This is a genomic window from Robertmurraya beringensis, from assembly GCF_042433785.1.
Taxonomy (GTDB): Bacteria; Bacillota; Bacilli; order Bacillales; family Cytobacillaceae; genus Robertmurraya_A; species Robertmurraya_A beringensis.
The window spans coordinates 47129-73736 of the sequence record NZ_JBHLUU010000005.1; the positions used below are offsets into that span (position 1 = coordinate 47129).

Below are 26608 nucleotides of genomic sequence, written 5' to 3' on the forward strand. Positions count from 1 at the left end.
ACCCCAAAAAAAGCTGACTCACATAGAGTCAGCTTCAACTTTTACGCCACTCGATTCCAATTCGAAATATCTTCTTCAAGCGGTAGATTGTTTGCCCGTGCTTTTTTCGCCGCTCGGAAGAACATGACCACTAAGACCACTGTTCCGATCAACCCACCAATCCATGAAGTATTCATAGAAAGTCTAAATCCAATTTGGGCATTTAATATATACGTGATCACCATTACGAGCATAAAAATTCCTGGTACGAGTGCAATATAGTAGTTCTTTTTCGCGATGTAAAGGTACATGGCTGCCACGAATAAAGCAATAACAGCTGTGGACTGGTTGGCCCAGCTGAAGTATCTCCATAATAAGTTGAAATCCATTTGAGTTAGAACGGCAGATACTGCAAATAATGGGATAGCAATCCATAAACGGTTGCTCAGTTTCTTTTGTGCCACATTGATATATTCAGCGATAATCATACGAGCGCTTCGGAAAGCGGTATCACCAGAAGTGATAGGAAGAACGACTACACCAAGGATCGCTAAAGTACCACCGATTGCACCAAGTAGTGCAGTAGACGCTTGGCTAACAACAGCTCCAGGTCCTCCAGCAGCTAGAACTTCTTGTAATCCTGCATAACCACCATCAAATACGCTCATGGCAGCCGCCGCCCAAATCATAGCGATGACACCTTCAGTGATCATCATGCCATAGAAAATTTTACGGCCTTGTTTCTCATTTTGAGTCGTACGTGAGATGATTGGCGTTTGTGTGGCATGGAAGCCAGAAAGAGCTCCACAAGAGATCGTAAAGAATAACAATGGTAATACTGGTAGATTATCTGGGTGGAAGTTTGTTAATGATAGTTCAGGAATTGGGGCACCTGTGACAATTAACATAATTCCAACACCTAGCGCACTAATTAGTAGCAGAGCTCCGAAATAGGGATATAAACGACCAATCAATTTGTCCACTGGAAGTAAAGTAGCTAAAATATAATAAATAAAAATCGCAACGATAATGATTGATAAGGCAACTTTTCCGTCCATCACAACATGTAATAAGCTAGCTGGAGTGGTGACAAACACAGTTCCAACTAGTAAAAGAAGAAGAACCGCAAATCCATTTACGACGTGCTTCATTACTTTTCCTAAGAAGCGGCTCGCCAGCTCAGGGAGATGAGCTCCTTTGTTTCGGATAGAAATCATACCGGTTAAATAGTCATGAACAGCACCTGCAAAAATACAGCCGATAACAATCCAAATGAAGGCAACCGGCCCGTAAAGAGCTCCTAATATCGGTCCGAAAACAGGTCCTGTACCAGCAATATTTAAAAGCTGAATAAGGGAATTCTTTGGTGTGCTCATCGGCACATAGTCAATGCCATCATTATTCACATACGCAGGTGTGGCACGATCCGCTTTTACCCCAAAGATTTTTTCAACGAATTTTCCATAAGTAAAGTAACCAACGATGAGTAGGGCAATTCCTGCTAAAAAGGTATACAAACTAATTCCCCCTTATAATAGTAATGAATGCGTTTTCAAAAATAATTATAAAAGATAAGAACGTTTGAAAGGGGGATTTTGGACTGAAAAGCAGTTTTCCAACATTATCATGTCGTTAATCTGAATTAACCTGCATGATAAGTAGATAATTAGATTTCGAGTCTTGCTCGGAGTGCTTTCACATAGTTTCTACTTACGGATAAAAGCTCCTTTTTTCCTTCAAGTTCTAGCTGATAAGCACCGTTAAACCATGGAGTTAGCCGCTTGACATAGGTTAAATTCACAAGAAAGCTTTTATGAATTCGGAAAAAGCCAAAGGGAACAAGCCTTGATTCAAACTCTTTAAGAGGGAGCTTGGTGATAAGCTCATGGTCCTCCGTAACCAGCTTCGTACTCTTCTCATCTCTCACAATATAGTAAACTTCCTTTGGATCGATAAATAAAATCTCCCCGTCTGCTTCAATCGCCAGCTTTCCAGAAGTTTTGCTTTGCTCTTTCATTGGGGCCAGCTTTTTTTCTAATCTCAAGATCGTTTCGCGTAGCTGATCCTCATCATAAGGCTTCAGCAAATAATCTAGGGCATCATACCGAAAGGCTTCGGCAGCGAACTCAGGATAGGCGGTAGCAAATACAATATAAGGAGGTTTTTTAAATTCCTTAAGTGCCTTTGCTAACTCCATACCGTTCATACGAGGCATTTCCACATCTAAAAAGATCACATCTGGCTGAAGCTGTAATACCTTCATAAGGGCGGCTTCACCTGATTCTGCTTCCCCAACCACCTGAATGGTTGAAAAGGACTGTAGCAGATGCTTTAGTTCTTCGCGACTGTATGGTTCGTCGTCCACCACCATCACTTTAATAAATGGATCCATTTTCATTCACCTCGCTGATTGGTATTGAAAACTGTATGCTCGTACCTTGTTGTAATATGCTGTTGATTTGTAGGGTTGTTTTTTCACCAAATACAAATGATAGACGACGGTTTACATTGTATAGCGCGACTCCGCTTCCGGTTTCAGATGATATGGGTTGCGCTAATAATTGCTGAATTCTCTCTGGAGGAATTCCTTCGCCATTATCTTCAATGGTGACAAGGATATGTGTTGGTTCTTTTTTAGTCGATATATGGATGTAACAATTCTTCTCTTTATCTTTAAATCCATGCTTAATCGCATTTTCAACAATGGGTTGAAGCGTAAGCGGAGGGATATTTTGCAACAATGTATTTTCGTCTATATCATAGGTGACCGATAATTTATTAACGAATCGTGCTTCCTCAATAGCTAAATAAGCTTTCACATGCTTCAGTTCCTGCTCAAGTGTGGTTAAGCTTTGAGTGGTAACGGACAGGTTTTGGCGTAAAAAATGCGACAGTGAAACGAGTAGCTTGCGTGCCTTCATAGGGTCCAGGCGAATGAGCGACAAAATCGTGTTTAGTGTATTAAATAAAAAATGCGGACTGATTTGTGCCTGCAGAGCTTTGATTTCCGCTTCTTTTGCCAGCTGATACGCACGGTCAACATCCGCTGTTTCTAGCTGGTTACTTAATAATGAACTTAATCCTGATACAAGCTCCATAATCACAGGAGTGATTTCTTTTTCAGAACGAAAATAAAATTTTAACGTTCCGATCGTTTCACCTTGTTGTCGTAATGGCGCAACAACGACAGCACCAAGAGGGCAACTTTTTTCGCGGCAATGGATGGCATTTTTACCAGCAACGATCGTTTCGCCTTTTTGGATAGCAGACTGAGTAATTTGCGTTTGTATAGGGCTCCCGACTTGATGATGATCATAACCAAGCCCCACATGCGCAAGAATTTCTTTCGTATTGGTCATAGAGACCGCACTTGTACGGATTTCATTATGGAGAATATGACAGACGGCTTTTGCTGAATCATGGGACAGTCCATGGCGTAAATGGCTAAGCGTTTTTTCAGCAATACGAAGCGTTTTCTGTGCTTGAATGGCACCCGTTCGCTCCTCTTCATTTATCACACTTTTGATGATGAGCAAAAAGAGTGCGCTTCCAATTCCATTTGCAAGAATCATAGGAACACCGATGATTTCTACAAGTGTCCAAGCTTTTTCAAACGGGCGAGAAATCAGTAATATAATGAGCATTTGAACGGATTCTGCTAGGGCACCGATAAAAAAGGCAGATGGTAATCGAACATGTTTATTTTTGCGGTGAAACAGACCTGCGAGAACTCCAGCAATGATGGCGGCAAGCCCACAAGAAATTCCAGTAAAGCCACCAAGCGTAAACCGGTGGAGACCGGCAATGATTCCTGCTCCAATACCGACCTTATAACCTCCAAGCAACCCAGCAATAACCACGCCTACGACACGTGAGTTCGCAATCGCTTCATCTTGATTCAAACCCGCTGTCCACGAGCTAAAGTGCAAGCTTTCCGTGCTTAATGTTAATCCCGAATAAGTTCCAATAATGCCAAAGAAGCCAAAAAAGAGGATGGCCGTATATTGCTGTTTTCGATCCAGTTGTTCTTGATAAATCATGTCCCGGAAAAAGGGAAACCGTGTTAACACGAACGCAATCGTAACAATAATACCCAACCGTTCGACCATTGTGAGCAATAATTCAAACATGGCGCAAAACCCCTTATCATGATTACTCTTCAACTTATATTTTAGCAGTTTTGTTGGGTGGGGGGCATTTTTATTTTTAGTTGCTGGGGTTTCAGTGCCCGTTGGGGAGGAAAAAGTAGTTAATCAGTAAGATAGGGACGTTCTAATTGCCCGCAGCGACCCAATAAGTCACCAACCGGTCAAATAGCACATCTCTAATTGCCCACAGCAACCCAAAAGGTCACCAACCGGTGAAATAGCGCCTCTCTAATTGCCCGCAGCAACCCAATAAGTCATCAACCGGTCAAATAGCGCCTCTCTAATTGCCCACATCAACCCAAAAGAACACCAACCGGTCAAATAGCGCCTCTCTAATTGCCCGCAGCAACCCAAAAAAATCACCAACCAGTCATATAGACAGCCCAAAAATATAAAAATATGAGGTTTGCGCTTCCGGCATCCTGGGTATTTCATTAAAACAAAAAAGAAGCAGCGGATGGTCAATCATCCACTACTCCTTTTTTGGAATATGATCAAATATTTCCTTTGATTCGAGGCTGTCAACAAAACGGTTGAGCCAGTCATAGTAATCTAGTGCATATTGATATTTTTCAATATCTAACACTGCTGAAGCCTTTACTTCGTCACTGGTTTCTGGATTTTCAACAAGAGCACGAAGCTCTTTCAGTGATCTATTAATAGTAGAGATATTAAGGGAGATGCCTGTTCGCCAGCTTGTGGAAAACAGGGCTGAGAAGGATTCGTACCAGTCGTCTGCGGCTTGGTATAAATCTTTTCTTTCACCTTTCTTCCATACTTTTTCTACCATATTTAGTTCTTGAAGCTGTCTAACAGCTGTGCTCATACTCGTTTTGCTCATTCCAAGCTCGTCTTTCATTTCATCAAGAGTCATTGGCTTTTCACTAAAGTATAACAATCCATACAGTCTTCCTACCGAATGGGTAATTCCGTAAAGACTCATATTTTTAGCCATCGAATCAATAAAACGATCTCTTGCTTTCAATAGTTTGTCTTGTTCATTCAAGATATTTTCACTTCCCTGAGCTTTCTATCTATAGATTATCATATTGAATTTAAAAGTAGAAACCTATTATTTTGGAGGATTCGGGAGCATTCGGGAGGAATTTTAACCATTCTACTGTCTGATTTGTACAGTTAAAACTTTACGAACAATATCTACGGAATATACAGAAATTTCGGCTTTGTTAAACACATGACAATCAAGCTACAATAAAAGGGCAGGAAAACTTCAAACTACTCACTCTCTTCGTTTTTCCTCTTATATACAATACACATCTTATCAATCTATAAATCTATCAAATAAATAGAGAAACAAAAAAGGGGTTATAAAATGAATAAAATTCATGTGAAAAATCTCACGAAAGTGTTTGGCTCGAATCCAAAGGAAGGAGTTAAGCGCTTACAACAAGGGCAGAGCAAAGAGCAAATTTTAAAAGAAACCGGCATGACTGTTGGTGTTAAAAATGCTTCCTTTGAAGTGAAGCCAGGAGAATTCTTCGTTCTTATGGGACTTTCAGGGAGTGGTAAGTCGACATTGATTCGCTTAATCAATCGTTTAATTGAACCGACCAGTGGAGAGGTTCTCATTGATGGTCAAGATATTACGAAAATGAATAAAAACGACCTAATGCAAACAAGAAGAAAAAAATTATCAATGGTGTTTCAAAAGTTTGCTTTGTTTCCACATCGGAATGTACTAGAAAATGTGGCGTATGGTCTTGAAGTACAAGGAGTAGAAAAAAGCGTTAGAGAGGAAAAAGCTCGTAAATCTATTGCGGATGTTGGATTAGAAGGATACGAAAATAGTTTTCCTGATCAACTGAGTGGTGGAATGCAGCAACGAGTGGGGCTTGCGAGAGCTCTTGCGAATGATTCCGATATTCTTCTTATGGACGAAGCGTTCAGTGCACTTGATCCCATTATTCGTAAGGAGATGCAGGATGAGCTTCTTCAGCTTCAGAGTAAGCTTGGAAAAACCATTCTCTTTATCACACATGATCTGGATGAAGCGCTGAAGCTTGGTGATAGAATCGCGATTATGAAAAATGGAGAAATCGTTCAAATTGGAACGGCTGAAGAAATTCTTGAAAATCCAGCGAATCAGTATGTGTACAACTTTGTTGAGGACGTGGATCGCTCGAAGGTACTCATGGCTTCTAATATTATGAAAAAGCCTGATGTCATCACAACATGGAAAGATGGCCCAAGGGTAGCGATGAAGAAGATGGAGGATGCAGGACTCTCAAGTATTTTCGTCGTGGATAAGGATAAAAACTTAAAAGGAATTTTAACGATCGATGCGGCCATCAAGGCCTATAAGGAAAACAAATGGGTGGAAGACGTACTAGAGTCAGATTTCCATACGACTGATCCCACCACTCCACTAAGTGAACTGATTGGTATAGCAGCAGAATCAAGATATCCTATCGCTGTTGTAGAGGAAAACAAGTTAGTAGGAATTATTGTTAGAGTTTCGATCCTTTCGGGACTTGTGTTAGGGAAAGAGCAAAGCGAGGGGATGAAAGAATGAACTACTTTACATTACCGTTAGAGGATTGGACAAATAATTTTGTATACGACTGGTTAATTCCAGTCATGGGTGGCTTTTTTGATTCGGTCAGCTCCATTATCTCTTTTTTCATCAATGGCGTGGCTGATTTATTTCTTATGATTCCGGCTGAAGTCATTGCTATATTATTGATTTTATTAGCTTGGAAACTTGCTGGAAAAGGAATTGCTATTTTTACTTTAATCGGTACTTTATATCTTGGTTCCGTTAACCTGTGGGAAGATGCGATGTTAACCTTGGCCGTTGTGGTTGTAGCAACCGTCTTTTCCATCATCATTGGTTTACCATTAGGGATTTTAACTGCCAAATATGCAGTTTTAGATAAAATTGTTCGTCCAATATTGGACTTTATGCAAACTTTACCGAGCTTTGTGTATTTGATACCGGCTATTCTGTTATTTGGATTAGGTGAAGTTCCAGCGGTTATTTCAACGTTTGTGTTTGCGACTCCGCCAGCGGTTCGTATGACAACCCTGGCTATTAAACAAGTGCCTGAAGATATGGTCGAAGCAGCTAGGGCTTTTGGATCCACTTCATGGCAAATGCTTGTAAAAGTGCAGCTACCTGTTGCTATCCCAACGATTATGGCAGGGGTAAATCAAACGATTATGTTGGCCCTATCCATGGCAGTTATTGCATCTATGATCGGTGCACCTGGTCTTGGTTCAACCGTATTAGCAGGAATATCGAGCGTTAATGTTGGATTAGGTTTGGTTGGTGGATTAGGAATTGTTGTGTTAGCTATTATCCTAGACCGTATTACTCAAGGTTTAGGTAATAAAAATAAAAAATAGTCAAGGAGTGGGGAAGATTGAAAAAACTAAAGGTAAGCTTATTATTACTACTGGCCTTCATTTTACTTGTAGGTTGTAGCAGTGGAGCAAGTACTTCCGGAGAAGCTGGAGAAGACAGCAAAAATGTCACCATTAACTTTGGGGTAACACCGTGGACGAGTACAATCCCACCTACAAAGGTTGCCAAGCTTCTTCTTGAAGACATGGGTTATACAGTTAAAGAAACAAATGCTGATGCTGGTGGAGTATATACGGGTCTCTCAAAAGGGGATCTTGATGTATTTATGGATTCATGGCTTCCAGTCATGCATGCGAACTATATGGAGCAGTTTGGAGATAAACTTGAAGATACAGCAGTAAGTTATACAGATGGAGAGCTTGGTTGGGTCATTCCAACGTATGTTGAAGGAATTGAGTCTGTAGAAGATTTAAAGGGCAAGGAAGATTTATTTGGTGGGAAGGTTTATGGAATTGAAGAGGGTGCAGGAATGAGTGTAACCTCTAAAAAAATGATTGAAGAGTTAGGGCTGGATTTTGAATATGTAGCATCAAGTGAAGGCGGTATGTTAGCTCAAGCACAGCGTATCATGGCGAAAGAAGAGCCTGTTCTTTTCCTTGGCTGGAGACCACATCCAATGTTTGCTAACTATGATTTAAAGGTACTACCAAGTCCAGAAGGATACTTTGATACATCAGAAGTTCACGTGATTACAAACAATGAGTTAAAAGATAAAGCACCAGAAGCATATGAATTATTAAGCAACTGGAGCATGAATGTATCTGATATTGAAAAGATGATTGTTGAAATTGAAGATAATAATCGTGATGCGGAAGAAGTAGCACAGGAATGGATTGATAACCATCCTGATGAAGTAAAAGCAATTAAGGGTGAGTAATTTCTGGTTGAAAGGCTGACAATTCAAAGTCAGTCTTTTTTTGTGAAAAAAAGTGTAGATTTACACCTTGTATACTTGGTATAATATACCTGAAATGGAACTTATAGTGTATTTTAGGGGGATGAATATGAAGTATAGACGTAGAAATACCACGGCTTTCACCGTACTAGCTTACTTTACTTTCTTTGCAGGGGTATTTCTTTTTAGTATCGGTCTTTATAATGCTGATAGCCTTGAACTAAATGAAAAAGGGTACTATATCGCTGTTATGATCTTAGTGGCTGTAGGAGCAATCCTGACACAAAAAGTAACAAGAGACAATGCAGAGGATAACGAAATTCTCGCAGAACAAGAGCGTCATCGTTCACATTCGAATAGTAGTGAGTAAGAAAGGGGGAATGACACTGGTCATTCCCTCTTTTTCCCTAGTTAATAGCCTGTACACTTTTAAAATTTATGAATCTAATGTAAAGAGAATGTAAATAAAACACTGGTTCGCTGACAGTGAATAGTATGTAGAAAGGTGGTTACTTTTTTGGACACTAGCGAGTTAAGACAGATGGTTGAGAGCATTACGGTAAACAATCTAGAAAACCAAGATGTAGAAGTTATCAATAATAGCCCTCTTCAAATGATCGGGAAGGGGCGACAGGGAGCTGTATTTCATTATACCGACGATGTATGTGTCAAGGTATTCGGTAATGAAGAGGATTGTGAGAGGGAGTATGAAGCATTATCTATGGGACAGCATACAGGTTTGTTCCCTAAGGTGTATGATCATGGACCTCTTTTTATTGTTATGGAAACCATTAAGGGAATTGATTTGAGGGAGTACTTACAATCACACCCGTTAACAGAAGAGTTATCAGCAAAACTTATAGAAATGCTGATTATTTTTAAAGAAATCGGCTATGAGAGAATCGATCATCATAAGAGACAAATTTATCTCCAAGCAGATGGCAGCCTTCGGGTAATTGACGTAGCAAGGACGATTTGGCGTGACCGGGTATATCCATATCCTCGCAAACTATTAACCTCTTTAGGAGAAACTCATAGGGAGACATTTCTATCTCATGTAAAGGCTTTTTCTCCAGAGCTTCTCGAGGAGTGGAGCTATTATATGCGCATGGAAGAGCTGGCCAGAGAAATTTACCCTTTGCTATTGGAGAGTGGAAAAACGAAGAAAGTGGTTAAGGATCTTAGTAGTCCGCCTGTTAACGAAGGATGAGAAGGAAAATGCTAACAATCTCGTTAACTTAATGCACAAGGTTTTTAAAGAAGAATGGGTAAAAACAATGTTAGCTAGAGGGCAAAACCCTGATGAAGTGATGCAGAAAATTGACGAGCACTGGGATGCACTAGAGCAGAAACAACAACAACCGGTTGTAGAAGAAGAGTCAAATAAAAGACCAGAAAAAATTGATTTTAGCGAAATCCAACGTATTATTAATGGACTGAATAAGCCAGACAAAAAAGAGAAAGATGACAAGAAAACCAAAGAGGATAAAAAGAAGTTTGAAAAGGCTTCGCCAGCTGAGAAAAGCAAAATGTTAAGACAGGAACTAACCTCCCTATTAATGCAAAAAATCATGGATAACAGTAAAAAGGGCAAAAAGTAAGGAGAGTTATAATGAAAATACTAGTAATCTGGCGTCTACTCACGGTTGGAGGGGTGAATGCTGGGTGGCGTAATCGGGCGATATATTTTAAAAAATATGGCATAGAAACCGAGTTTCTGTATACGACAGATCACGGTGGGATGCATATTATGGAAGATGTAGCTCCTGTTTACTTGACGAAGGACAAAGACACAATAGTGAAAATTATCCAAGATAATCAATATGACGCAGTCATTGTTGTTGATACAAAGGATGCCTTTAAGTGGCTGCAAATGGCCAATTATAACGGACCAGTAATAGTCGAAGCACGTACCCCAGAACTGATTAAACTTACTCCTCATATCCAAAATTTTCACGGCATTGAACCAGTAGCCATCATTGTTCCCTCCCAATACCAAAAAAGGCTTGTGTCCATCCTTATTGAAGGGATTCCAATCGAGGTGATTTATAACGGAATCGACCCAGCTTATTATTACGCACTTAATGAAGAAGAAATCGATTATGATGCAGTGCCTATCCTGCCAAAGGATAAAAAGGTCATCGGTTGGATTGGACGATTAGATAAAAGGAAGAATTGGCCGATGCTGGTGGAAATCGCTAAAAGAGTTAAACAGGAACGCGATAATATTGAATTCTGGGTCATTGGTGGAGCACAAAGTGTGCAGAGAGAAGAGTTTGCTACAGTGCAGAAAGAAGAAGGATTAACTGACATCATTAAGTGGTTTCCGGTCATTCCTTATCAGCAAATGCCACATGTGTATGCAAAGATTCGTCAATCTGGTGGCTGTACAATCGCGACTACAAAGACAGAGTCATTTGGAAATACTTTTGTGGAATCCATGATTTGTGGAGTTCCAGTGGTAGCCTCTCGAATGATGCCCGTCACAGAAATTGTGAAAGATGGAGAAACAGGGAAACTATTTCACGGAATGAATGTGAATGAGGCAATTAAGAAGCTATATTTCATTATCGACCAGCCTGAAGTACAGAAAGAGATGTCTGAGGCGGCAATCATGCACACACTTGAAAACTTCCATATTCACCGAGTGGCCGAGAAATATGTTCAATTTTTACTAGAAATCATGCAAAAAGAAACAGGTAGAGATGGTGTGGTGAAGGTGGATGATTAAGCCAGTTTCATATGTAAAGAGGTTAGAAGGAAAATCAAACACTCACTTAATCAAGTTTGACGATGGACATGAATATGCTGTGAAGTATTTCATACCTGGGTTCGAAAAATCATTGCCAAATGAATGGGTAGCATACTGCCTAGCCAGATACTTACAACTGCCCATTCCACATGCTCAAATTATAGAAATGCCATCTGAATTCTCCACTGAAATTCCTGATTTTATCGAAAGTACCAGTCGCTATCAGTTTGCTTCGCGATATATTCCTGATTGTTACAACGGACACGAAGTCTCTCAAATTAACAAAATCGTAAACGAGCAACAGCTAGCTTCAATTATTTTATTTGATTATTGGTTAACAAACCGCGATCGAACGAAGAAAAATATTTTACTAAAAGAAGTGGGCGATGAGGCGTATCACCTATGGATCATTGACCATGCAGAATGCTTTGGTTCTTATAACTGGACAGGAGAACAAGTTGAAGATCTTCCTGTGAATATATTAAGAAGTGCAACTCACCGGTTAATGGCCCAATTTGTGGGGAGAGAATCGGACTTTTATGAAGCGTTAAAAGTGATTCAAACTATCCCTAACTTTCTTATTGAGGAAATTGTCAGCATCATTCCAGATGATTGGCAAGTGAGTACGGAAGAGAAAAAAATACTCTCTCAGTATTTAATTAGGCGCCGTAAGAAGATGCTTCCTCGAAGTTTGAAGAAATTCATGGTAAGAGATTACTTCCCGTTTCTTTCAGCAGAAAGCAATAGAGGGGAGGGAGAAGGATGAAGGTACGAAAGGCAATTATCCCCGCTGCAGGATTGGGAACAAGGTTCTTGCCAGCAACAAAGGCACAGCCGAAAGAAATGCTGCCCATCGTTGATAAACCAACGATTCAATATATTGTCGAAGAGGCCGTAGCAGCTGGAATTAAGGAAATTGTGATTATTATCGGACGAGGCAAACGATCGATTGAAGATCATTTTGATAAATCCTATGAGCTCGAAGACACCTTAATACGAAAGAACCAGATAGAGGTATTAGAAGAAATTCGCAAGTTATCAAGTTTAGTAACCATCTATTATGTGCGGCAAAAGGAACCACTTGGATTAGGGCACGCGATTCTAAGTGCGAAAAGCTTTATCGGGAATGAGCCGTTTGCCGTCATGCTGGGTGACGACATTGTGGAATCAGAAGTACCCTGCTTAAAACAGCTCATGAATGTTTTCGAATACTGTAACAGCTCGGTTGTAGCTGTTCAAACGGTGAGCGACGATGAGGTGAGCAAATACGGAATTGTAAAACCAAAAGGAGCCATCGGAATTCCTAATCTATTTTCACTTGATTCATTAGTCGAAAAGCCAAGGAGAGAGGATGCTCCCTCAAACTATGCGATTATCGGAAGATACGTTTTTAGGCCAGAAATTTTTGAAAAGCTTGAGTCATTACCGGTCGTTCCTAACGCCGAACTGCAGTTAACTGATGCAATTAATGAACTGAATAAAGAGCAAGCCGTATTTGCTTATTCCTTTGAGGGTACACGTTACGATATTGGAGACAAACTCGGGTTTGTGAAAGCAACACTCGATTTTGCGCTAAGAAGGGAAGATATGAGGGAAGTGGTTTTAGAGTATATCAAAGGCATCTATGAGAATATGGATTTTCGACAACGAGAGAATGATGGAGTATGAGAATAGCTGTAATTGGAACAGGTTATGTAGGATTATCTACAGGCGTTTGTTTAGCGGAAATCGGCCACCACGTAATTTGTATTGATACAAGTGAGGAAAAAATAACCCTTCTTCGTGGAGGGAAATCTCCCATTTATGAACCAGGAATGGAGGAATTGCTTACTAAAAATATGGAGGCCAAACGGTTGCAGTTTACCACGTCGCATCGAGAAGGTTTGGAGAAGTCAGAGGTGATCATCGTTGCAGTTGGTACTCCTCAGCAAGATAGCGGGGAAGCGGACTTAACGTATCTATTTCAGGCGATCCAAGATGCTGCTCCCTACATCGAAAAAGGCTCAATTATTGTGATAAAGAGTACCGTTCCCGTTGGCACAAATGAAAAGGTGAAAAGATTACTGGAGGCCTTTGGTCAAAACAAAGTCTCACCCTTCGTTGTATCCAATCCGGAATTTTTGCGACAAGGCTCAGCTGTGCTAGATACACTAAATCCTGACCGCATTGTAATTGGGTGTGAGAACAAGGAGCCAGCTGCAGTAATCGAAAAGATGTACGCTCCTCTCAACGCAAAGGTTGTCAAGACAGATGCAAGAAGTGCAGAAATGATTAAGTATGCATCAAATGCCTTTTTAGCAACGAAAATCAGTTTTATTAATAACATAGGAAACCTGTGTGAGGCAGTAGGTGCAAACGTAGAAGATGTATCTAAGGGAATGGGGCTAGATCAACGGATAGGAGCAGCCTTTTTACAAAGTGGAATTGGTTATGGTGGGTCCTGTTTCCCTAAGGATGTTAGCGCCCTCTTAGCCGCCGCAAAAGAGTATCATGTTCCTTTTTCAATGATTGAAGAAACGATGATGATTAACAACCGACAGAAACTGCTTCTTGTAAAAAAGGCCTTGAATCGTTTTGGAGATCTAAAGCATAAGAAAATAGCTGTGCTTGGCTTTGCTTTTAAACCGGAGACAGATGATATGAGAGAAGCGCCCTCGATTACCATCATTCATTCTTTATTGAACGAAGGAGCCTCTGTAATCGGATACGACCCGGTGGCAACGCGTAATGCTAAAGGAATTTTTGGAGAAAAAATTGCGTATGCTACCTCGGTGGGAGAGGCGATAAAAGAATCTGATGCGGTCTTTATTGTTACGGAGTGGAAGGAAATCAAGCAGCTCGTATTATCTGAAGTCATTTCCCAAATGAAACAGCCAATCGTTTTTGATGGAAGAAACAGTTTTTCGGAAGAAGCTGTTCGAGACTGTGAGGAAATTGAATATTATCCGATCGGTAAGCCAGCCATCATTATTAGAAAAAGCTGAAGAAAGTCCTTCAGCTTTTTTACTGTTTCGGCTCGTAATTTAGATCTTTAAACAGTACCCTTTTTTCTTCCTTGGTTAAATCTCTCCACTGACCAACAGGGAGGTTGCCTAGATGGATGTTCATAATTCTTGTACGCTGAAGGCGAACAACTCCGTACCCTAAGCTTGAACACATACGGCGAATTTGTCGGTTTAAGCCTTGTGTTAAAATAATTTTAAACACGTACTTTGATTGTTGCTCCACTATACAAGGAAGAGTTTTTGTATCAAGAATCTCCACACCCGATGACATTTGTGCAACAAACTCTTTGGTGATAGGTCTGTCTACAGTGACAATATACTCTTTCTCATGTTTGTTTTCTGCCCGAAGGATTTCATTAACGATGTCCCCGTCATTTGTTAGCAAAATTAAACCATCAGAGTCCTTGTCAAGCCTTCCAATATGGAAAATCCGTAGTGGATGGTTCACAAGATCAATAATATTTCCTTTAATATGACGCTCCGTTGTACTTGTAATTCCAACTGGTTTATTCAGTGCAATATATACATAGTTTCTAGCTACCACGATGGATTTGCCGTTCACCCTCACATCGTCTCCCGCTTCCACCTGACTGCCAAGCTCCGCGACACGTCCGTTAATCGTCACTTTCCCTTCGCTAATGAGCTTGTCTGCTCCGCGTCTAGAAGTAAAGCCCGATTCGCTAATAAATTTATTTAATCTCATTATTTTTACATCCTTTAGGTGTTTTGTCCTTTAAAGGATACAGCAATTGTTTGCCTGTTTTCAAGCGGATGGTGGGATGTAGGGTTTCATTCACTTTAATTTCTCTCCTTTTCTAGAAGAACCGATTGAATCTATCAAATGATAGGAGTACGATAAAACAATAAGATTACTAGTTCATTAGGAGAAGTTGCCCAATGCGAAGCTACCTTATTTTAGCGATGTGTGGCCTGTATTTGATTCAATATTTTGTAGAGCTTAACTGGCTTCGGTATGTGGTGGTGGCTCTAGCTTTAATTGCGTTTGTCGGAAGTGCTCCGAAAGCAGATCCTCTACCAAGGCTTCTTGGCTTTTTTATGATGGGATTTGGAATTGCCCTTGAAATAGGGAAGGGGACAGGTGTCGAAGGAATAAGTGATGGTCTGTTTCTGATTTTACCTCTTCTTTGTTTAATTACATTAGCCCCATTATTGTCCATACCCTTACGGTTTGGAGGCTACTTTGAGGCAGTAGCTCTGCTTCTAAAAAAGCTGATGCAGCAGCCAAGGAAACTTTATGCCGGAATTACGGGTACTTTGTTTTTATTAAGCCCGGTCTTAAATCTTGGTTCGGTTCGGATTATCAATGAATTTTTAGATGAGTTAAAGCTTCCATCGATGATGTCAGCGTAAAGCTATCTCGTGGGCTTTACGACCGCTATTTTTTGGTCGCCGTATTTTGCATCGGTTTCTTTAGTGCTTCATTATTTACATGTTCCGTTCACCCAGTACATCGGATATGGAATGGTTCTGTCCTCTTTGCATTAGCAGTTATTGTGATCGTACTTGTCCTCACCTATATGGGAATTCACCAGATTGCTGTTGTGGGTGCACTGGCTATGCAGCTACAGCCGGCTGAGCTTGGAATAACGAGTATTTCTCTAGCCTTATTATTGTTACTCACATGGGCGATGTCCACGTCGCTTAGTCCGTTCTCTGGCTTAAATTTAATGGTTAGCCGATTTGCAGGGATTTCTGGTGTTCAGGTTGGGTTGCGAGCAAATGGAATGCATATGTCCATCGTAGCGATCGTAGGAGTTATGATTATTTCATTTGTTAGTTAACAAGTCATCAAATTTTACCTCCTATTAACTAAAATGTTCACCAAACCTCTTAGATTCTAAGGGGTTCTTTTTTTACAATGAAGGAGCTGTACCGTTATACTTGTATACAAAGATAAGATAAGATGAGTTGAACTCTTAAACCAATAGGCAAGGAAGGGAGTCTTAATAATGGGTTATCATGAGCAGTATTTTCTAAAAACAAACCGTCACAAAGAGCTTTATCACATGGTGAGTAAGCTAGCAGATTCCTTTCAAGAACGCTCAGAACAACACGACCGGGAAGGGAGCTTTCCCTATGAAAATATCGAGGAGCTAAAGAAAAGTGGCTACTCGAAGCTTTCTGTTCCAGAAGAATTGGGAGGTAAAGGAATTTCACTTTATGAGCTCGTTCTTCTACAGGAAAGACTAGCCCAAGGAGATGGTTCTACCGCTCTTTCTATCGGCTGGCATTTAGGAATTGTTATGGATACCGCTGAAAAGAAGGTATGGAAAAATGGTGCCTTTGAGAAGATTGCCAAAGACATCGTCCATCAGGGAGCGTTATTAAACAGTGCGGTTTCTGAGGCAGCAACAGGGAGTCCAACAAGAGGAGGAAGACCGCAAACTCTTGCCGTACAAGAAGGGGAGCAGTGGGTATTGAACGGACGCAAAACGTTTACGACCATGTCTCCTGTACTCGATTATTTTATTGTCGTTGCAGCAGTGGAGAAAAATGACGAAATTGCTCAGTTTATTGTTCCACGTGAAACAAAAGGGTTGGAAATCGTCGAAACATGGGACACCATGGCGATGCGTGGAACAGGAAGTCATGACATTCTTTTACAAAATGCGAGAGTTCCTTACGATGCACTTGTACAAGTTCTTGATCAGGAATCAAAGAAAAAGGCGAATGGATGGCTTTTGCATATACCAGCCTGTTATATGGGAATCGCCTTGGCAGCAAGAAATTATGCCGTGAATTATGCCAACAATTACAAACCTAACTCTATCAAAGGTCCTATTAGTGAGCTTCCTAATATTCGTCAGCATATCGGGGAAATGGAACTGAAGTTAATGAGTGCAAGAACCTTTCTTTATTCCGTGGCGGAAAGATGGGATCAAGATGTTGAACATCGCTATGAGCTACATGCGGAGCTTGCAGCTGTGAAACATGTGGTCACCAATACAGCCATGGAGGTTGTTGACAAAGCCATGCGCATTGTAGGAGCGCAAAGTCTTTATCATAAAAATCCCCTTCAAAGATATTACCGAGATGTACGAGCGGGCCTCCATAATCCGCCAATGGATGATGCGGTTGTGTCGATGCTCGCACAAAGAGCGAGTAAGGAGAAATAGATCTGTCAAAAAATAGCCTTTCTTTCATGTGAAAGGTTATTTTTTTTCGAACCATTTAATGCTATCCTAGTATAAAGCAAACGTTTGCACAAACCCCTTGTGCATATGAGAGGAGATATACATATGGACCAATCATGGTGGAAAGAAAGTGTTGTTTATCAAATCTATCCGCGAAGCTTTAAGGATAGCAATGGTGATGGAGTAGGTGACCTTCAAGGGATTGTTGAAAAACTTGATTATTTAAAGGAGCTCGGTGTTGATATCATTTGGTTGTCTCCTGTATATAAGTCACCAAACGATGATAATGGATATGATGTGAGCGATTATCAAGATATTATGGATGAGTTTGGAACAATGGCAGATTGGGAACATTTGATTCAGGAGATGCATGATCGGGAAATGAAGCTCATGATGGACCTAGTAGTAAACCATTCATCAGATGAGCACCACTGGTTTCTGGAAGCGAAAAAGTCAAAGGACAACCCATACCGAAATTATTATATTTGGCGTAAGGGAAAGGATGGCAAAGAGCCTACGAACTGGGAATCATTCTTTAGCGGTTCGGCATGGGAATATGATGAAACGACCGATGAATACTTTCTCCATCTTTTTAGCAAGAAACAACCTGATTTGAATTGGGAAAACGCAAAGCTCCGTAAAGAAGTATACGATATGATGAATTGGTGGATTGACAAGGGTGTGGATGGCTTCCGAATGGATGTAATCAATCTAATTTCTAAGGCAGGATACCAGGATGCGCGGAATATGGAAGGGAAAAAGTATGCGTCAGGTGCAGAGTATTTCTTTAATGGCCCTAAAATACATGAGTACTTACAAGAAATGAATAAAGAGGTGCTTTCAAGAGGGGTCGTTACGGTAGGTGAGACGCCAGGTGTAGATGTGGAGCAGGCAAAGCTTTATACCGGTTCCGATCGAAACGAGCTGAATATGGTATTCCAATTTGAGCATATGGATCTTGATTCAGGCCCCGGTGGGAAATGGGATTTGCGTCCGCTGAAGCTAAAAGACTTGAGAGACAATTTTACCAAATGGCAAAAGGGGCTTGAAGGCGAAGGTTGGAATAGCTTGTACTTAAACAATCATGACCAGCCTCGTATGGTTTCGCGATTTGGGAATGACGGGAAGTATCGTGTAGAATCAGCAAAAATGCTTGCGACTTTCCTTCACACGTTACAAGGAACGCCATATATTTATCAAGGTGAGGAAATTGGCATGACGAATGTCAAATTTGCCTCCATTGAGGAGTATAAAGATATTGAAACATTGAATATGTACAAGGAAAAGGTCAATGAAAACAACGAAGATGAAGCAAAAGTGATGGAATCAATCTATGTAAAAGGGCGGGACAATGCACGAACTCCGGTACAGTGGAACGCTAGTGAGCATGCTGGTTTTACAACTGGAACGCCATGGATTGCGGTAAACCCAAATTACAAAGAAGTGAATGTCGAACAAGCAGTGGCAGATCCAGATTCGATTTTCCATTACTATAAAAAACTAATCAAGTTAAGAAAAGAGAATGAGGTCATCGTGTATGGGGCATATGATGTCCTTCTTGATGATCATGAACAAATCTATGCCTATACGAGAACGCTTAAGAAAGAAAAGCTACTGGTTATCCTGAATTTCACTGATCATCGGCCGGAGTTTAAGCTTCCAGAAGATATGATTTGCCGTGATGTAGAAGTGTTAATTAGCAATTACGAGCAACCAGAGGAGCCGGATGTGACTTCGATCAAGCTTCGTCCGTACGAGGCAGTGGTGTATAAATATAGATAAGAAAGGCGAGGGGGGAACCCTCGCCTATTTTAGTACTTTTTCTATCACTCGTTTGGTTAGCGTAGGAACAACTTCTAAGGAGTAGGTCATCTCAAGTCTTTCTAATCGTTTATGCGCATCCATTCCGTATGGTCCAATATTGACGACAGGAACATTGATATCTCGTATATCTTGGAAATTGATAAAATGCTTCCGTCCCCAACTTGGATTGTTATTTGTGACTGCTTGAAGTCCTGCATCATCATCGCTTAATGCAACAAAGCTCATATCAGAGATATACGGGAAAAAGTTCCGCGTGACGATCGGATATGGGTAATCTGACTGTACTTCAGCAACCGCTTCATCAAGTGCAGAAATAAGGGTTGATTCATCAGGTGTTTTCCCGGTTAGTTCAATTCTTGGTGAATACAATGATGAATAAAATAAAATCATAGCAGGGCTCTTGTCCTTCATCCATTTCCATGCTTCCTCTACCACACGCGCAGCGTACATCCGGCTATCCAATGTTTTGTCTTGTTGCAGCTGACCTTTAAATTGGTTCATATGTTCTTTATACATGTCCCCGTGTTCAGCAAGCAGATTTTCTTCCATCTGTTCATAAGTAAAGACTCTTGTTTTCCAAGGAATTGGTCGGTAGGCTTCTCCACTAATTTTACAATACTTTTCATAGCGCTCTTCATAGGTTCGTAAGGCACGATCGAAAGCGATTGTCGCTTGTTCGGTAAGTTTGTCGATGACATCTTTTGGCGTCCACGAATGAATAAAGAAATTATAATACACATAAGCAGATAAGGCCGTTTGTACGTCATACGAAGGCTTCATATCCATTTGTTTTAGTGATACAGGAGGGACGGTCGTTTCCCCTAATGCCTCGTTGCAAAGTTCCGGATTATAATTAATTTGCTGTGTTAACTCAGCTGCTAAAAAATTCGGATCTAATCCTTCAAAGCAAGCTCCGACATGTGTTTCCGAACCGGTGATGAAAAAGGAAGGCAGGAGCTTGCCGACGGTTCCTTTGTATATGTATCGATTTTGATCCCCTTTGAATCGTGGAGCTACGAAATCAGCGTTGATCGCTGCAACATAGTCGAAGTGATGCTCCGTCTTCCATCTTTTTAATGTTTTTAACGATGATAGAATTCCGTTTGAACTATCCTCCTCGTCACATTCTGCCAAGAAGACAAGATTTCCATCAAGCTCTTCAGGATGTTCGGAGTAATATTTTAGTAGATAAAGGTGGCTAGCAAGTCCGCTCTTCATATCTAAGGTTCCTCTACCGAAGAGCCAGTTGCCAGATTCAAGCTGTTCCTTTACCTCTTCAGCTAGGTCTTCTTTCTTTAAAGCTTCAGCTAACTCATCAGGATAACAAGCAAGGCTTTTTAATTGATTGAAATCATCAATCCCAACGGTATCCACATGGCCCATCAGAATGACCGTGCGGTTACTTGAGCTTTTTGTTCCTTTTACAAAGGCAAGAACATTATATCTTTCGTAATCGTCATCAATGGTTGGTTCGATGACGAGGTGTGTTTGGTTTTCTTGAAAATATGGAAAAGAAGTCAGGAGTGTATGCAATGAATGAGAGATGACTTTTTCTCCATCTGTATTGACGACACTTTCAATTTGAACGAGCTGTTTGGTGAAAGCTAACACATCAGTAAGACAAGGTAATAGCATGGGTTTTCTCCTTTTCTCCTTTTTTCCTTGAAATAATCATCTACCTTCACTATACGACAATGAATTCTTATTAGAAAGTAGCAAGTGTAAGAGGATTGTAACAATATGGCTGATTCAATGAGGTGGTTACCTCCTATAATGAGAACATTGAAAAATTTAAAGATGGTTAGGTGATACGATGCATGGGAAACATGTTCCTGTTGATTACAGCCAAAATCCGTTTATTGTCATCTGGGAAGTAACGAGAGCTTGTCAGCTTAAGTGTGTGCACTGTCGAGCGGACGCACAGTTGGTGCCAGATCCAAATGAGTTAACCCATGAGGAAGGGATCGCTTTAATTGACGAAATTTATGAAATGAACAACCCGATGCTTGTTTTTAGTGGTGGGGATTGCATGATGCGTGGCGATCTACTGGAGCTAGCAGATTATGCGGTTAAAAAAGGAATGCGTGTTTCTATGACTCCTAGTGCAACGGCCAATGTAACAAAGGAGAAGATGAGACTAGCAAAGCAAGTCGGCTTATCAAGATGGGGATTTAGCTTGGATGGACCTACAGCAGATATTCATGATCAATTCCGTGGTATTCCCGGTTCGTTTGACTTAACGCTTGAGAAAGTGGCGTACTTGCGTGAGCTAAACATGCCGCTACAAATCAACACAGTGATTTCACGGTACAATTACGACCATCTCGAGCAAATGGCCAAACTAATGGAAGAACTCGATGTGGTGATGTGGTATATCTTTTTACTGGTACCTACCGGAAGAGGCCAAGTCGATGATTGTTTAACGCCCCTTGAACACGAAAAGGTATTTAGGTGGCTGTACGACTTAAGTAAAAACGTTCCTTATGATATTAAAACAACGGCAGCACAGCATTATCGGCGAGTGGTAATTCAGCAAAAAATGAAAGAGCATTTAGTAGAAACTAGTCATATTCGCTACGAAGATACGATGACGATGGATCAGGACAGAATCCGAGACGGTCTAAAGCGTGCGCCAAAGGGTGTAAATGATGGAAATGGGTTTATATTTGTTTCTCATACGGGTGATGTGTTTCCAAGTGGATTGCTCCCAATAAAAGTCGGGAATATCCGTGAGAATCGGTTAGAGCATATTTATCGAACATCTCCAGTCTTAAAGGAACTTCGTAATCCAGACCTCTACAAAGGAAAATGTGGGATGTGTGAATATCGTCATATATGTGGAGGTTCCCGTTCTCGAGCATATGCTATGACAGGGGACTACTTAGCGAGTGAACCGTTTTGCGTGTATGTTCCACAAAGCTTACGATAGCTGCTTGTACAGAGTAATAAAAAGAGGTAAGCCTGCTGATTTCATGACAGCAGGCTTTTGGAGTCAACTATTTTGAACGTTTCGAAGAATTTCATATGCTTTATCACCGGCTTCACTTGTTAGACTCTCCCAGATTTCGTCTCGAAGTAAATCTAGTTCAATAATCATCCTGGCTAAGGTAATCGCATCTTCATTTTTCATCATCATTCTTCCTTTCCTTTTCCTTTCTTGATGCTACCCATTTTCTATAGACCTCTTCCATTTCGGTAAGAGTGAAATCAGCTGAGTCTTTACGAACTGTGAGGGCACCGGCTTTTGTTAGGAGACTCTCATACTCTTTTCGCCTTTTCTCAACCATTTCTCTTAGAAGCGCCATGGGGAGTTCATCCTTTCTTTTTGGTATTAACGTAATTGTAAGTGGGTTGGGAGTAATTATCACTTCAACTGTTAGTTTAATTAACATCATTTTTAAAACTTGTCAGAATTTCTTACAAGTTAGACGTCTATTGTGTAAGGTAATGGTATAATCTAGAAGCAAACGGTGTGGGAAACGGAGGAATAAACCATGGGGGAAGATACATCATATAAAAGTAGAAAAGTCATAACGATTGGTGTAGTAAGTGAATTAACAGGCCTTTCCGAGAGGCAAATCCGTTATTACGAGGAAAGAAAGCTCATATTCCCTGAGCGGTCTGAACGAGGAAACCGAAAGTATTCATTCTCTGATGTAGAAACGCTAATAGAAATCGCAAATAAGCGCGAAGAAGGTGTTCGAACGTACGAAATTAGACAGGATATGATTAAGAAAAATAATTTAGCCAAAGATGAGAAACTCCGTAACAAAATGCTTCGTGGACAAATTAACGCTAGGTTTGGAATTCAAAAAAATCAATAGCCTTTGTATGAAGCCTGCATAAGGCTTTTTTGTTTGTGTAAAAGATGATTGAATATTTTGTACACTCTATTAATATGTTACAATTATAATATTAAGGGTGACTAAATAATTTGTAATATTTTTTCGGTAATGGAAATGGAGGGATCCACCATGAAGAAGCTTTTTAAGTACATATTTCCCTATAAATATGCCACGATAATGGCGTTATCACTTACCGGCTTTGAGTTGGTGGTTGAGCTGATACAGCCTGTCCTCATGGCTAAAATCATCGATGAGGGCATTACAAACGGAGACATGTTTCCCGTCTACCTTTGGGGCGGTATACTTTTACTTCTTTCTTTTATTGCCTTTGTTGCAGGAATAGTAAACTCCTTTTACTCCTCCCATGTAGGTCAAGCGGTCGGTTACGATCTTAGGAGAGACCTGTTTGATAAAATCCAACAATTTGCCTTTAAGGACTTTCAGGAAATTCCGACTTCGTCCTTAATTACGAGGCTGACAAACGATGTAACTCAAATACAGAACTTCCTCTTTATGAGTCTACGTATTGCGCTCCGAGCACCTTTGTTTATTCTGGGTGGAATGATTATGGCGTTCACGGTCAACGTGAAGCTTGCTACTATTCTGCTGATTTCCGTGCCTCTTTTAATGGTGATTGTTTTAACTCTAATTCGAAAGGGAGTCACTCTGTTTCAGCTTGTTCAAAAAAAGCTTGATAGAGTGAACAGTATCATTCAGGAAAATTTAGTAGGCATCCGTCTCATTAAAGCGTTTACAAGGGGACCCCATGAGCAGGGACGGTTTGAAAAAGTAAACAAGCTACTAAGAGAAGACAATAAAAAAGCCCTTCAAATTATGGAGATGACGATGCCCATTCTCATGTTTGGAATGAATGTTGCGATGGTGATCATTCTTTGGTTTGGTTCTCTTCAGCTGGATATCGGTGGGGCACAAGCAGGGGAAATCGTCGCTGTGCTTAATTATGGAACGAAAATTATGTTTGCTTTTACCGTTTTTTCATTTGTTATGATGAATTACTCTAGGGCACAAGCTTCATCGGGAAGGCTTGTTGAAATCCTTGAGCAAGAAACGGATGCTGAACAGCTGAACACTCCTTCAACAGGGGAAAAAATAGATGGACGGGTGGAGTTTCATCACGTGAGTTTTCAATATCCACAAGCGCTTAAACGAACACTTGATGATATTAGCTTTACGGCCGAGGTAGGTCAAAGAATTGGAATCTTAGGGGAAACAGGATCAGGAAAAACATCTTTGTTTCAGTTAATTCCTCGTTTGTTTGAAGTAACTGAAGGACATATTACGATTGATGATGAGGACATCACAAAGTATGAAAAGGAAGAACTGCGAAAGCAAATCGGAATGGTCCCGCAGGAAGCGCATTTATTTACGGGGACGGTAAAAGAAAATATTGGCTGGGGGAAGGAGAATGCCACTTTTGATGAGATTATAGAAGCTGCGAAAAAGGCAGAAATTCATGAGTTCATCATGACTCTTCCACACCAATATGAAACCATGGTTGGACAGCGTGGGGTGAATTTATCAGGTGGTCAAAAGCAACGGCTCTCCATTGCTCGGGCCATCGTAAGACAGCCAAGGATCTTGTTATTAGATGATAGTACGAGTGCGCTTGATTCCAAAACGGAGGCTAACATTCTAACCTCAATAAAGGACCAAGCCTGCACCACTTTTATCATAGCTCAAAAAATTAGCTCCGTAATAAAATCCGATCAAATCCTTCTCCTCGAAGAAGGTATGTTGGTCGCAAAAGGAACGCATGAACAATTGCTAAAAGAAAGCGACAGTTACCGTAGAATATACAAGTCCCAAATGCAAAAGGAGATGGAGCAGCTTGCATAAACCTGACACAAAGCCAAAAGCAAAGAATATAAAAGGAACGCTGCTTAGGGTTCTTGGCTACGCAAACAAGGAAAAGGTACTGCTCTCTTGGGTTTTATTTATGGTGATTGCAAGTTCTGTTTTTTCCCTGATTGGACCCTATTTATTAGGAGTGGCGGTTGACGATGTGATCGCAGGAACCAATAAAGAACGCTTTTTGTTATTGTTATTTGGAATCATCATCGTCTTTCTATTGCAATCAGCGGCTCTTTTTTTTCAGAACAATTGGATGATTGGTATTGCCCAAGAAATTGTCTTCCGAATGAGAAACCAGCTTTTCAAGAAGCTACATATGCTCCCCATCTCCTTTTTCCAGAAGCGTCAGCATGGTGAGCTTATGAGTCGCTTAACGAATGATATGGAAAATGTCAGTCGAACATTAAATTCAGCCATTATTCAAGTGGTGACAAGTACGTTAACGATAGTAGGAACCATTGCCATGATGTTATGGCTGAGTCCTTTGTTAACGGTATTAACATTAACGATTGTCCCTGTCATGTTTGCCGGACTGAAATGGATTACGAACCGCACAGGGAAGTTTTTTAAGGAGCAGCAAAAAACGCTCGGCGATATGAATGGTTTCATTGAAGAAACACTGTCCGGGCAAAAAATAGTAAAAATGTACTCGCAGGAACGGAAAGTCATCGATCAGTTTGCGGAGAAAAACGATGCGTTGAAAGAATCAAACTATTGGGCTCAAACATACTCAGGTTTTATTCCAAAACTGATGAATATGCTAAACAATGTAAGCTTTGCAATCATTGTTGGAATTGGTGGAATTCTTGCGATTAAGGGCTCCGTGTCAATTGGTGTCATTGTTACCTTCACTACATACTCTAGGCAGTTCACGAGACCATTAAATGATCTCGCTAACCAGTTCAACATGATTTTGTCGGCTGTAGCTGGTGCGGAGCGTGTGTTTCAAATTGTGGATGAAAAAGAGGAACAGGAGGATGAAGGGAAGGCAGTATCGATTGATCGTTTGCATGGAGAGATTGTATTCGATCAGGTGGGCTTTTCCTATGATGAGGGCCTTGCGACATTAAGGGATGTGAGCTTCCAAGCAAGAGCTGGTGAGACGGTTGCCCTAGTTGGACCAACGGGAGCGGGCAAAACGACCGTAATCTCCTTGCTTGCTCGTTTCTACGACAGTAATCAGGGGACGATTTGGATTGATGGAAGAGACAGCAAGGAAATTACACGAGATAGCTTAAGAAAGCAAATGGGTTTTGTTTTACAAGATTCCATTCTTTTTGAATCAACCGTTCGGGAAAATATTCGCTTTGGTCGTCTAGCTGCTACGGACGAAGAGGTGATCCAGGCAGCAAAGGAAGCCAATGCGCATGATTTTATCATGAAGCTTCCAAATGGATACGATACTGTGCTAAATGGGGAAGGGGCAGGAATTAGTCACGGGCAAAGGCAATTGTTATCCATTGCCCGTGCACTGCTAGCGGACCCAGCTCTGTTGATTCTAGACGAGGCGACAAGCAGTATTGATACGATTACAGAAATGAAAATTATTGAGGCGTTGGAAAGGCTGATGAAGGGTCGAACCACATTTGTGATTGCCCATCGCTTGAACACCATTCAAAATGCAGACCTAATCGTTGTGTTAAAGGACGGTCAAGTAATTGAAAAAGGCTCAAACAAAGAGCTTCTAAAACAAAATGGATTTTATGCAGACTTAGTTCGTACGCAGCAACAAAAGGCAATCATGTGAA

26 protein-coding genes are annotated in these 26608 nt (G+C 40.8%); 18 read left to right on the plus strand and 8 right to left on the minus strand.

Translation table 11 applies throughout. The features are described from left to right. Positions 1-41: 41 nt before the first annotated feature. The 4 genes from ACFFHF_RS00660 to ACFFHF_RS00675 form a co-directional block, all read right to left on the minus strand. Positions 42-1496, minus strand: coding sequence for a carbon starvation CstA family protein (locus ACFFHF_RS00660; RefSeq protein WP_377057399.1), 1455 nt, complete (start codon positions 1494-1496; stop codon positions 42-44). A 149-nt stretch (positions 1497-1645) separates the two neighbouring features. After that, entirely contained in the window at positions 1646-2371 is a 726-nt protein-coding gene (locus ACFFHF_RS00665; protein WP_160545939.1) for a LytR/AlgR family response regulator transcription factor, read from the minus strand. After that, positions 2355-4109, minus strand: coding sequence for a LytS/YhcK type 5TM receptor domain-containing protein (locus ACFFHF_RS00670; RefSeq protein WP_377057400.1), 1755 nt, complete (start codon positions 4107-4109; stop codon positions 2355-2357). Before ACFFHF_RS00670 ends, ACFFHF_RS00665 begins: the two co-directional genes overlap by 17 nt. A 490-nt stretch (positions 4110-4599) precedes the next feature. Next, positions 4600-5136 (minus strand): GbsR/MarR family transcriptional regulator, encoded by a 537-nt coding sequence (locus tag ACFFHF_RS00675; protein ID WP_377057429.1) that lies wholly within the window; start codon positions 5134-5136, stop codon positions 4600-4602. A gap of 324 nt (positions 5137-5460) precedes the next feature. On the opposite strand from ACFFHF_RS00675, the gene ACFFHF_RS00680 reads away from it, so the two are divergent. The 10 genes from ACFFHF_RS00680 to ACFFHF_RS00725 all read left to right on the plus strand — a co-directional run bounded on the left by ACFFHF_RS00680 (position 5461) and on the right by ACFFHF_RS00725 (position 14143). After that, on the plus strand, positions 5461-6660 hold the full coding sequence (locus tag ACFFHF_RS00680; RefSeq protein ID WP_377057401.1) for a quaternary amine ABC transporter ATP-binding protein: 1200 nt from the start codon (positions 5461-5463) through the stop codon (positions 6658-6660). Then, entirely contained in the window at positions 6657-7493 is an 837-nt protein-coding gene (locus ACFFHF_RS00685; RefSeq protein ID WP_160545936.1) for an ABC transporter permease, read from the plus strand. The genes ACFFHF_RS00680 and ACFFHF_RS00685 overlap by 4 nt, the downstream gene beginning before the upstream one ends. A gap of 17 nt (positions 7494-7510) precedes the next feature. Then, positions 7511-8389 (plus strand): glycine betaine ABC transporter substrate-binding protein, encoded by an 879-nt coding sequence (locus tag ACFFHF_RS00690; RefSeq protein WP_160545935.1) that lies wholly within the window; start codon positions 7511-7513, stop codon positions 8387-8389. A gap of 127 nt (positions 8390-8516) precedes the next feature. Further along, positions 8517-8777: a YiaA/YiaB family inner membrane protein gene (locus ACFFHF_RS00695; protein WP_377057403.1), complete on the plus strand. Its 261-nt coding sequence runs from the start codon at positions 8517-8519 to the stop codon at positions 8775-8777. A 147-nt stretch (positions 8778-8924) separates the two neighbouring features. Continuing rightward, positions 8925-9617, plus strand: a complete 693-nt coding sequence (locus tag ACFFHF_RS00700; RefSeq protein ID WP_377057404.1) for a hypothetical protein — start codon at positions 8925-8927, stop codon at positions 9615-9617. Between the two features lie 67 nt (positions 9618-9684). Further along, positions 9685-10008 (plus strand): hypothetical protein, encoded by a 324-nt coding sequence (locus ACFFHF_RS00705; protein WP_377057405.1) that lies wholly within the window; start codon positions 9685-9687, stop codon positions 10006-10008. A gap of 11 nt (positions 10009-10019) precedes the next feature. Further along, positions 10020-11138, plus strand: a complete 1119-nt coding sequence (locus ACFFHF_RS00710; protein WP_160545933.1) for a glycosyltransferase family 4 protein — start codon at positions 10020-10022, stop codon at positions 11136-11138. Then, the gene (locus tag ACFFHF_RS00715; RefSeq protein ID WP_160545932.1) at positions 11131-11925 is read left to right on the plus strand and encodes a HipA family kinase; all 795 of its coding nucleotides are present in this window, start codon (positions 11131-11133) and stop codon (positions 11923-11925) included. Before ACFFHF_RS00710 ends, ACFFHF_RS00715 begins: the two co-directional genes overlap by 8 nt. Then, complete coding sequence (gene galU, locus ACFFHF_RS00720; protein WP_160545931.1) at positions 11922-12827, plus strand: UTP--glucose-1-phosphate uridylyltransferase GalU; 906 nt, start codon at positions 11922-11924, stop codon at positions 12825-12827. The genes ACFFHF_RS00715 and galU overlap by 4 nt, the downstream gene beginning before the upstream one ends. Continuing rightward, a complete protein-coding gene (locus ACFFHF_RS00725; protein ID WP_377057406.1) occupies positions 12824-14143 on the plus strand; it encodes a UDP-glucose dehydrogenase family protein in 1320 nt (439 codons plus the stop codon). The genes galU and ACFFHF_RS00725 overlap by 4 nt, the downstream gene beginning before the upstream one ends. Before the next feature lie 19 nt (positions 14144-14162). On the opposite strand, the gene rluF is transcribed toward ACFFHF_RS00725, so the two are convergent. Then, entirely contained in the window at positions 14163-14867 is a 705-nt protein-coding gene (gene rluF / locus ACFFHF_RS00730) for a 23S rRNA pseudouridine(2604) synthase RluF (protein WP_377057407.1), read from the minus strand. 194 nt (positions 14868-15061) lie between these two features. Here rluF and ACFFHF_RS00735 point away from each other — a divergent pair, with 194 nt between their 5' ends. The 4 genes from ACFFHF_RS00735 to ACFFHF_RS00750 all read left to right on the plus strand — a co-directional run bounded on the left by ACFFHF_RS00735 (position 15062) and on the right by ACFFHF_RS00750 (position 19101). Continuing rightward, on the plus strand, positions 15062-15535 hold the full coding sequence (locus tag ACFFHF_RS00735) for a hypothetical protein (protein WP_377057409.1): 474 nt from the start codon (positions 15062-15064) through the stop codon (positions 15533-15535). 32 nt (positions 15536-15567) lie between these two features. After that, positions 15568-15966 carry a hypothetical protein gene (locus tag ACFFHF_RS00740; RefSeq protein WP_377057411.1) on the plus strand — a complete coding sequence of 133 codons (399 nt, stop codon included), beginning with the start codon at positions 15568-15570 and terminating at the stop codon, positions 15964-15966. 168 nt (positions 15967-16134) lie between these two features. Beyond that, positions 16135-17301 (plus strand): acyl-CoA dehydrogenase family protein, encoded by a 1167-nt coding sequence (locus ACFFHF_RS00745; RefSeq protein WP_377057412.1) that lies wholly within the window; start codon positions 16135-16137, stop codon positions 17299-17301. Between the two features lie 123 nt (positions 17302-17424). Then, positions 17425-19101 carry a glycoside hydrolase family 13 protein gene (locus tag ACFFHF_RS00750; protein WP_377057413.1) on the plus strand — a complete coding sequence of 559 codons (1677 nt, stop codon included), beginning with the start codon at positions 17425-17427 and terminating at the stop codon, positions 19099-19101. 24 nt (positions 19102-19125) lie between these two features. On the opposite strand, the gene ACFFHF_RS00755 is transcribed toward ACFFHF_RS00750, so the two are convergent. Beyond that, entirely contained in the window at positions 19126-20778 is a 1653-nt protein-coding gene (locus tag ACFFHF_RS00755) for a M20/M25/M40 family metallo-hydrolase (protein WP_377057414.1), read from the minus strand. Between the two features lie 178 nt (positions 20779-20956). Here ACFFHF_RS00755 and ACFFHF_RS00760 point away from each other — a divergent pair, with 178 nt between their 5' ends. Beyond that, complete coding sequence (locus ACFFHF_RS00760; protein ID WP_377057415.1) at positions 20957-22072, plus strand: TIGR04053 family radical SAM/SPASM domain-containing protein; 1116 nt, start codon at positions 20957-20959, stop codon at positions 22070-22072. A 63-nt stretch (positions 22073-22135) separates the two neighbouring features. Here ACFFHF_RS00760 and ykzB read toward each other — a convergent pair whose 3' ends face one another. After that, complete coding sequence (gene ykzB / locus ACFFHF_RS00765) at positions 22136-22279, minus strand: protein YkzB (RefSeq protein ID WP_377057430.1); 144 nt, start codon at positions 22277-22279, stop codon at positions 22136-22138. Beyond that, positions 22263-22448 carry a hypothetical protein gene (locus ACFFHF_RS00770; protein WP_119710325.1) on the minus strand — a complete coding sequence of 62 codons (186 nt, stop codon included), beginning with the start codon at positions 22446-22448 and terminating at the stop codon, positions 22263-22265. The genes ykzB and ACFFHF_RS00770 overlap by 17 nt, the downstream gene beginning before the upstream one ends. A 189-nt stretch (positions 22449-22637) precedes the next feature. On the opposite strand from ACFFHF_RS00770, the gene ACFFHF_RS00775 reads away from it, so the two are divergent. The 3 genes from ACFFHF_RS00775 (at position 22638) to ACFFHF_RS00785 (ending at position 26607) form a co-directional block, all read left to right on the plus strand. Beyond that, entirely contained in the window at positions 22638-22967 is a 330-nt protein-coding gene (locus tag ACFFHF_RS00775; RefSeq protein WP_066057067.1) for a MerR family transcriptional regulator, read from the plus strand. 150 nt (positions 22968-23117) lie between these two features. Next, on the plus strand, positions 23118-24845 hold the full coding sequence (locus ACFFHF_RS00780; RefSeq protein WP_340906022.1) for an ABC transporter ATP-binding protein: 1728 nt from the start codon (positions 23118-23120) through the stop codon (positions 24843-24845). Then, positions 24838-26607: an ABC transporter ATP-binding protein gene (locus tag ACFFHF_RS00785; RefSeq protein ID WP_340906021.1), complete on the plus strand. Its 1770-nt coding sequence runs from the start codon at positions 24838-24840 to the stop codon at positions 26605-26607. The genes ACFFHF_RS00780 and ACFFHF_RS00785 overlap by 8 nt, the downstream gene beginning before the upstream one ends. Position 26608: the final 1 nt, after the last annotated feature.

What these genes read in the sequence shown, in the direction of transcription:
- ACFFHF_RS00665 (WP_160545939.1), bottom strand. Translation starts at nt 2,371, where the DNA reads ATGGATCCATTTATTAAAGTGATGGTGGTGGACGACGAACCATACAGT.
- ACFFHF_RS00670 (WP_377057400.1), bottom strand. Translation starts at nt 4,109, where the DNA reads ATGTTTGAATTATTGCTCACAATGGTCGAACGGTTGGGTATTATTGTT.
- ACFFHF_RS00680 (WP_377057401.1), top strand. Translation starts at nt 5,461, where the DNA reads ATGAATAAAATTCATGTGAAAAATCTCACGAAAGTGTTTGGCTCGAAT.
- ACFFHF_RS00685 (WP_160545936.1), top strand. Translation starts at nt 6,657, where the DNA reads ATGAACTACTTTACATTACCGTTAGAGGATTGGACAAATAATTTTGTA.
- ACFFHF_RS00695 (WP_377057403.1), top strand. Translation starts at nt 8,517, where the DNA reads ATGAAGTATAGACGTAGAAATACCACGGCTTTCACCGTACTAGCTTAC.
- ACFFHF_RS00705 (WP_377057405.1), top strand. Translation starts at nt 9,685, where the DNA reads ATGTTAGCTAGAGGGCAAAACCCTGATGAAGTGATGCAGAAAATTGAC.
- ACFFHF_RS00710 (WP_160545933.1), top strand. Translation starts at nt 10,020, where the DNA reads ATGAAAATACTAGTAATCTGGCGTCTACTCACGGTTGGAGGGGTGAAT.
- ACFFHF_RS00715 (WP_160545932.1), top strand. Translation starts at nt 11,131, where the DNA reads ATGATTAAGCCAGTTTCATATGTAAAGAGGTTAGAAGGAAAATCAAAC.
- galU (WP_160545931.1), top strand. Translation starts at nt 11,922, where the DNA reads ATGAAGGTACGAAAGGCAATTATCCCCGCTGCAGGATTGGGAACAAGG.
- ACFFHF_RS00725 (WP_377057406.1), top strand. Translation starts at nt 12,824, where the DNA reads ATGAGAATAGCTGTAATTGGAACAGGTTATGTAGGATTATCTACAGGC.
- rluF (WP_377057407.1), bottom strand. Translation starts at nt 14,867, where the DNA reads ATGAGATTAAATAAATTTATTAGCGAATCGGGCTTTACTTCTAGACGC.
- ACFFHF_RS00735 (WP_377057409.1), top strand. Translation starts at nt 15,062, where the DNA reads ATGCGAAGCTACCTTATTTTAGCGATGTGTGGCCTGTATTTGATTCAA.
- ACFFHF_RS00745 (WP_377057412.1), top strand. Translation starts at nt 16,135, where the DNA reads ATGGGTTATCATGAGCAGTATTTTCTAAAAACAAACCGTCACAAAGAG.
- ACFFHF_RS00750 (WP_377057413.1), top strand. Translation starts at nt 17,425, where the DNA reads ATGGACCAATCATGGTGGAAAGAAAGTGTTGTTTATCAAATCTATCCG.
- ACFFHF_RS00755 (WP_377057414.1), bottom strand. Translation starts at nt 20,778, where the DNA reads ATGCTATTACCTTGTCTTACTGATGTGTTAGCTTTCACCAAACAGCTC.
- ACFFHF_RS00760 (WP_377057415.1), top strand. Translation starts at nt 20,957, where the DNA reads ATGCATGGGAAACATGTTCCTGTTGATTACAGCCAAAATCCGTTTATT.
- ykzB (WP_377057430.1), bottom strand. Translation starts at nt 22,279, where the DNA reads ATGATGATGAAAAATGAAGATGCGATTACCTTAGCCAGGATGATTATT.
- ACFFHF_RS00770 (WP_119710325.1), bottom strand. Translation starts at nt 22,448, where the DNA reads ATGGCGCTTCTAAGAGAAATGGTTGAGAAAAGGCGAAAAGAGTATGAG.
- ACFFHF_RS00775 (WP_066057067.1), top strand. Translation starts at nt 22,638, where the DNA reads ATGGGGGAAGATACATCATATAAAAGTAGAAAAGTCATAACGATTGGT.
- ACFFHF_RS00780 (WP_340906022.1), top strand. Translation starts at nt 23,118, where the DNA reads ATGAAGAAGCTTTTTAAGTACATATTTCCCTATAAATATGCCACGATA.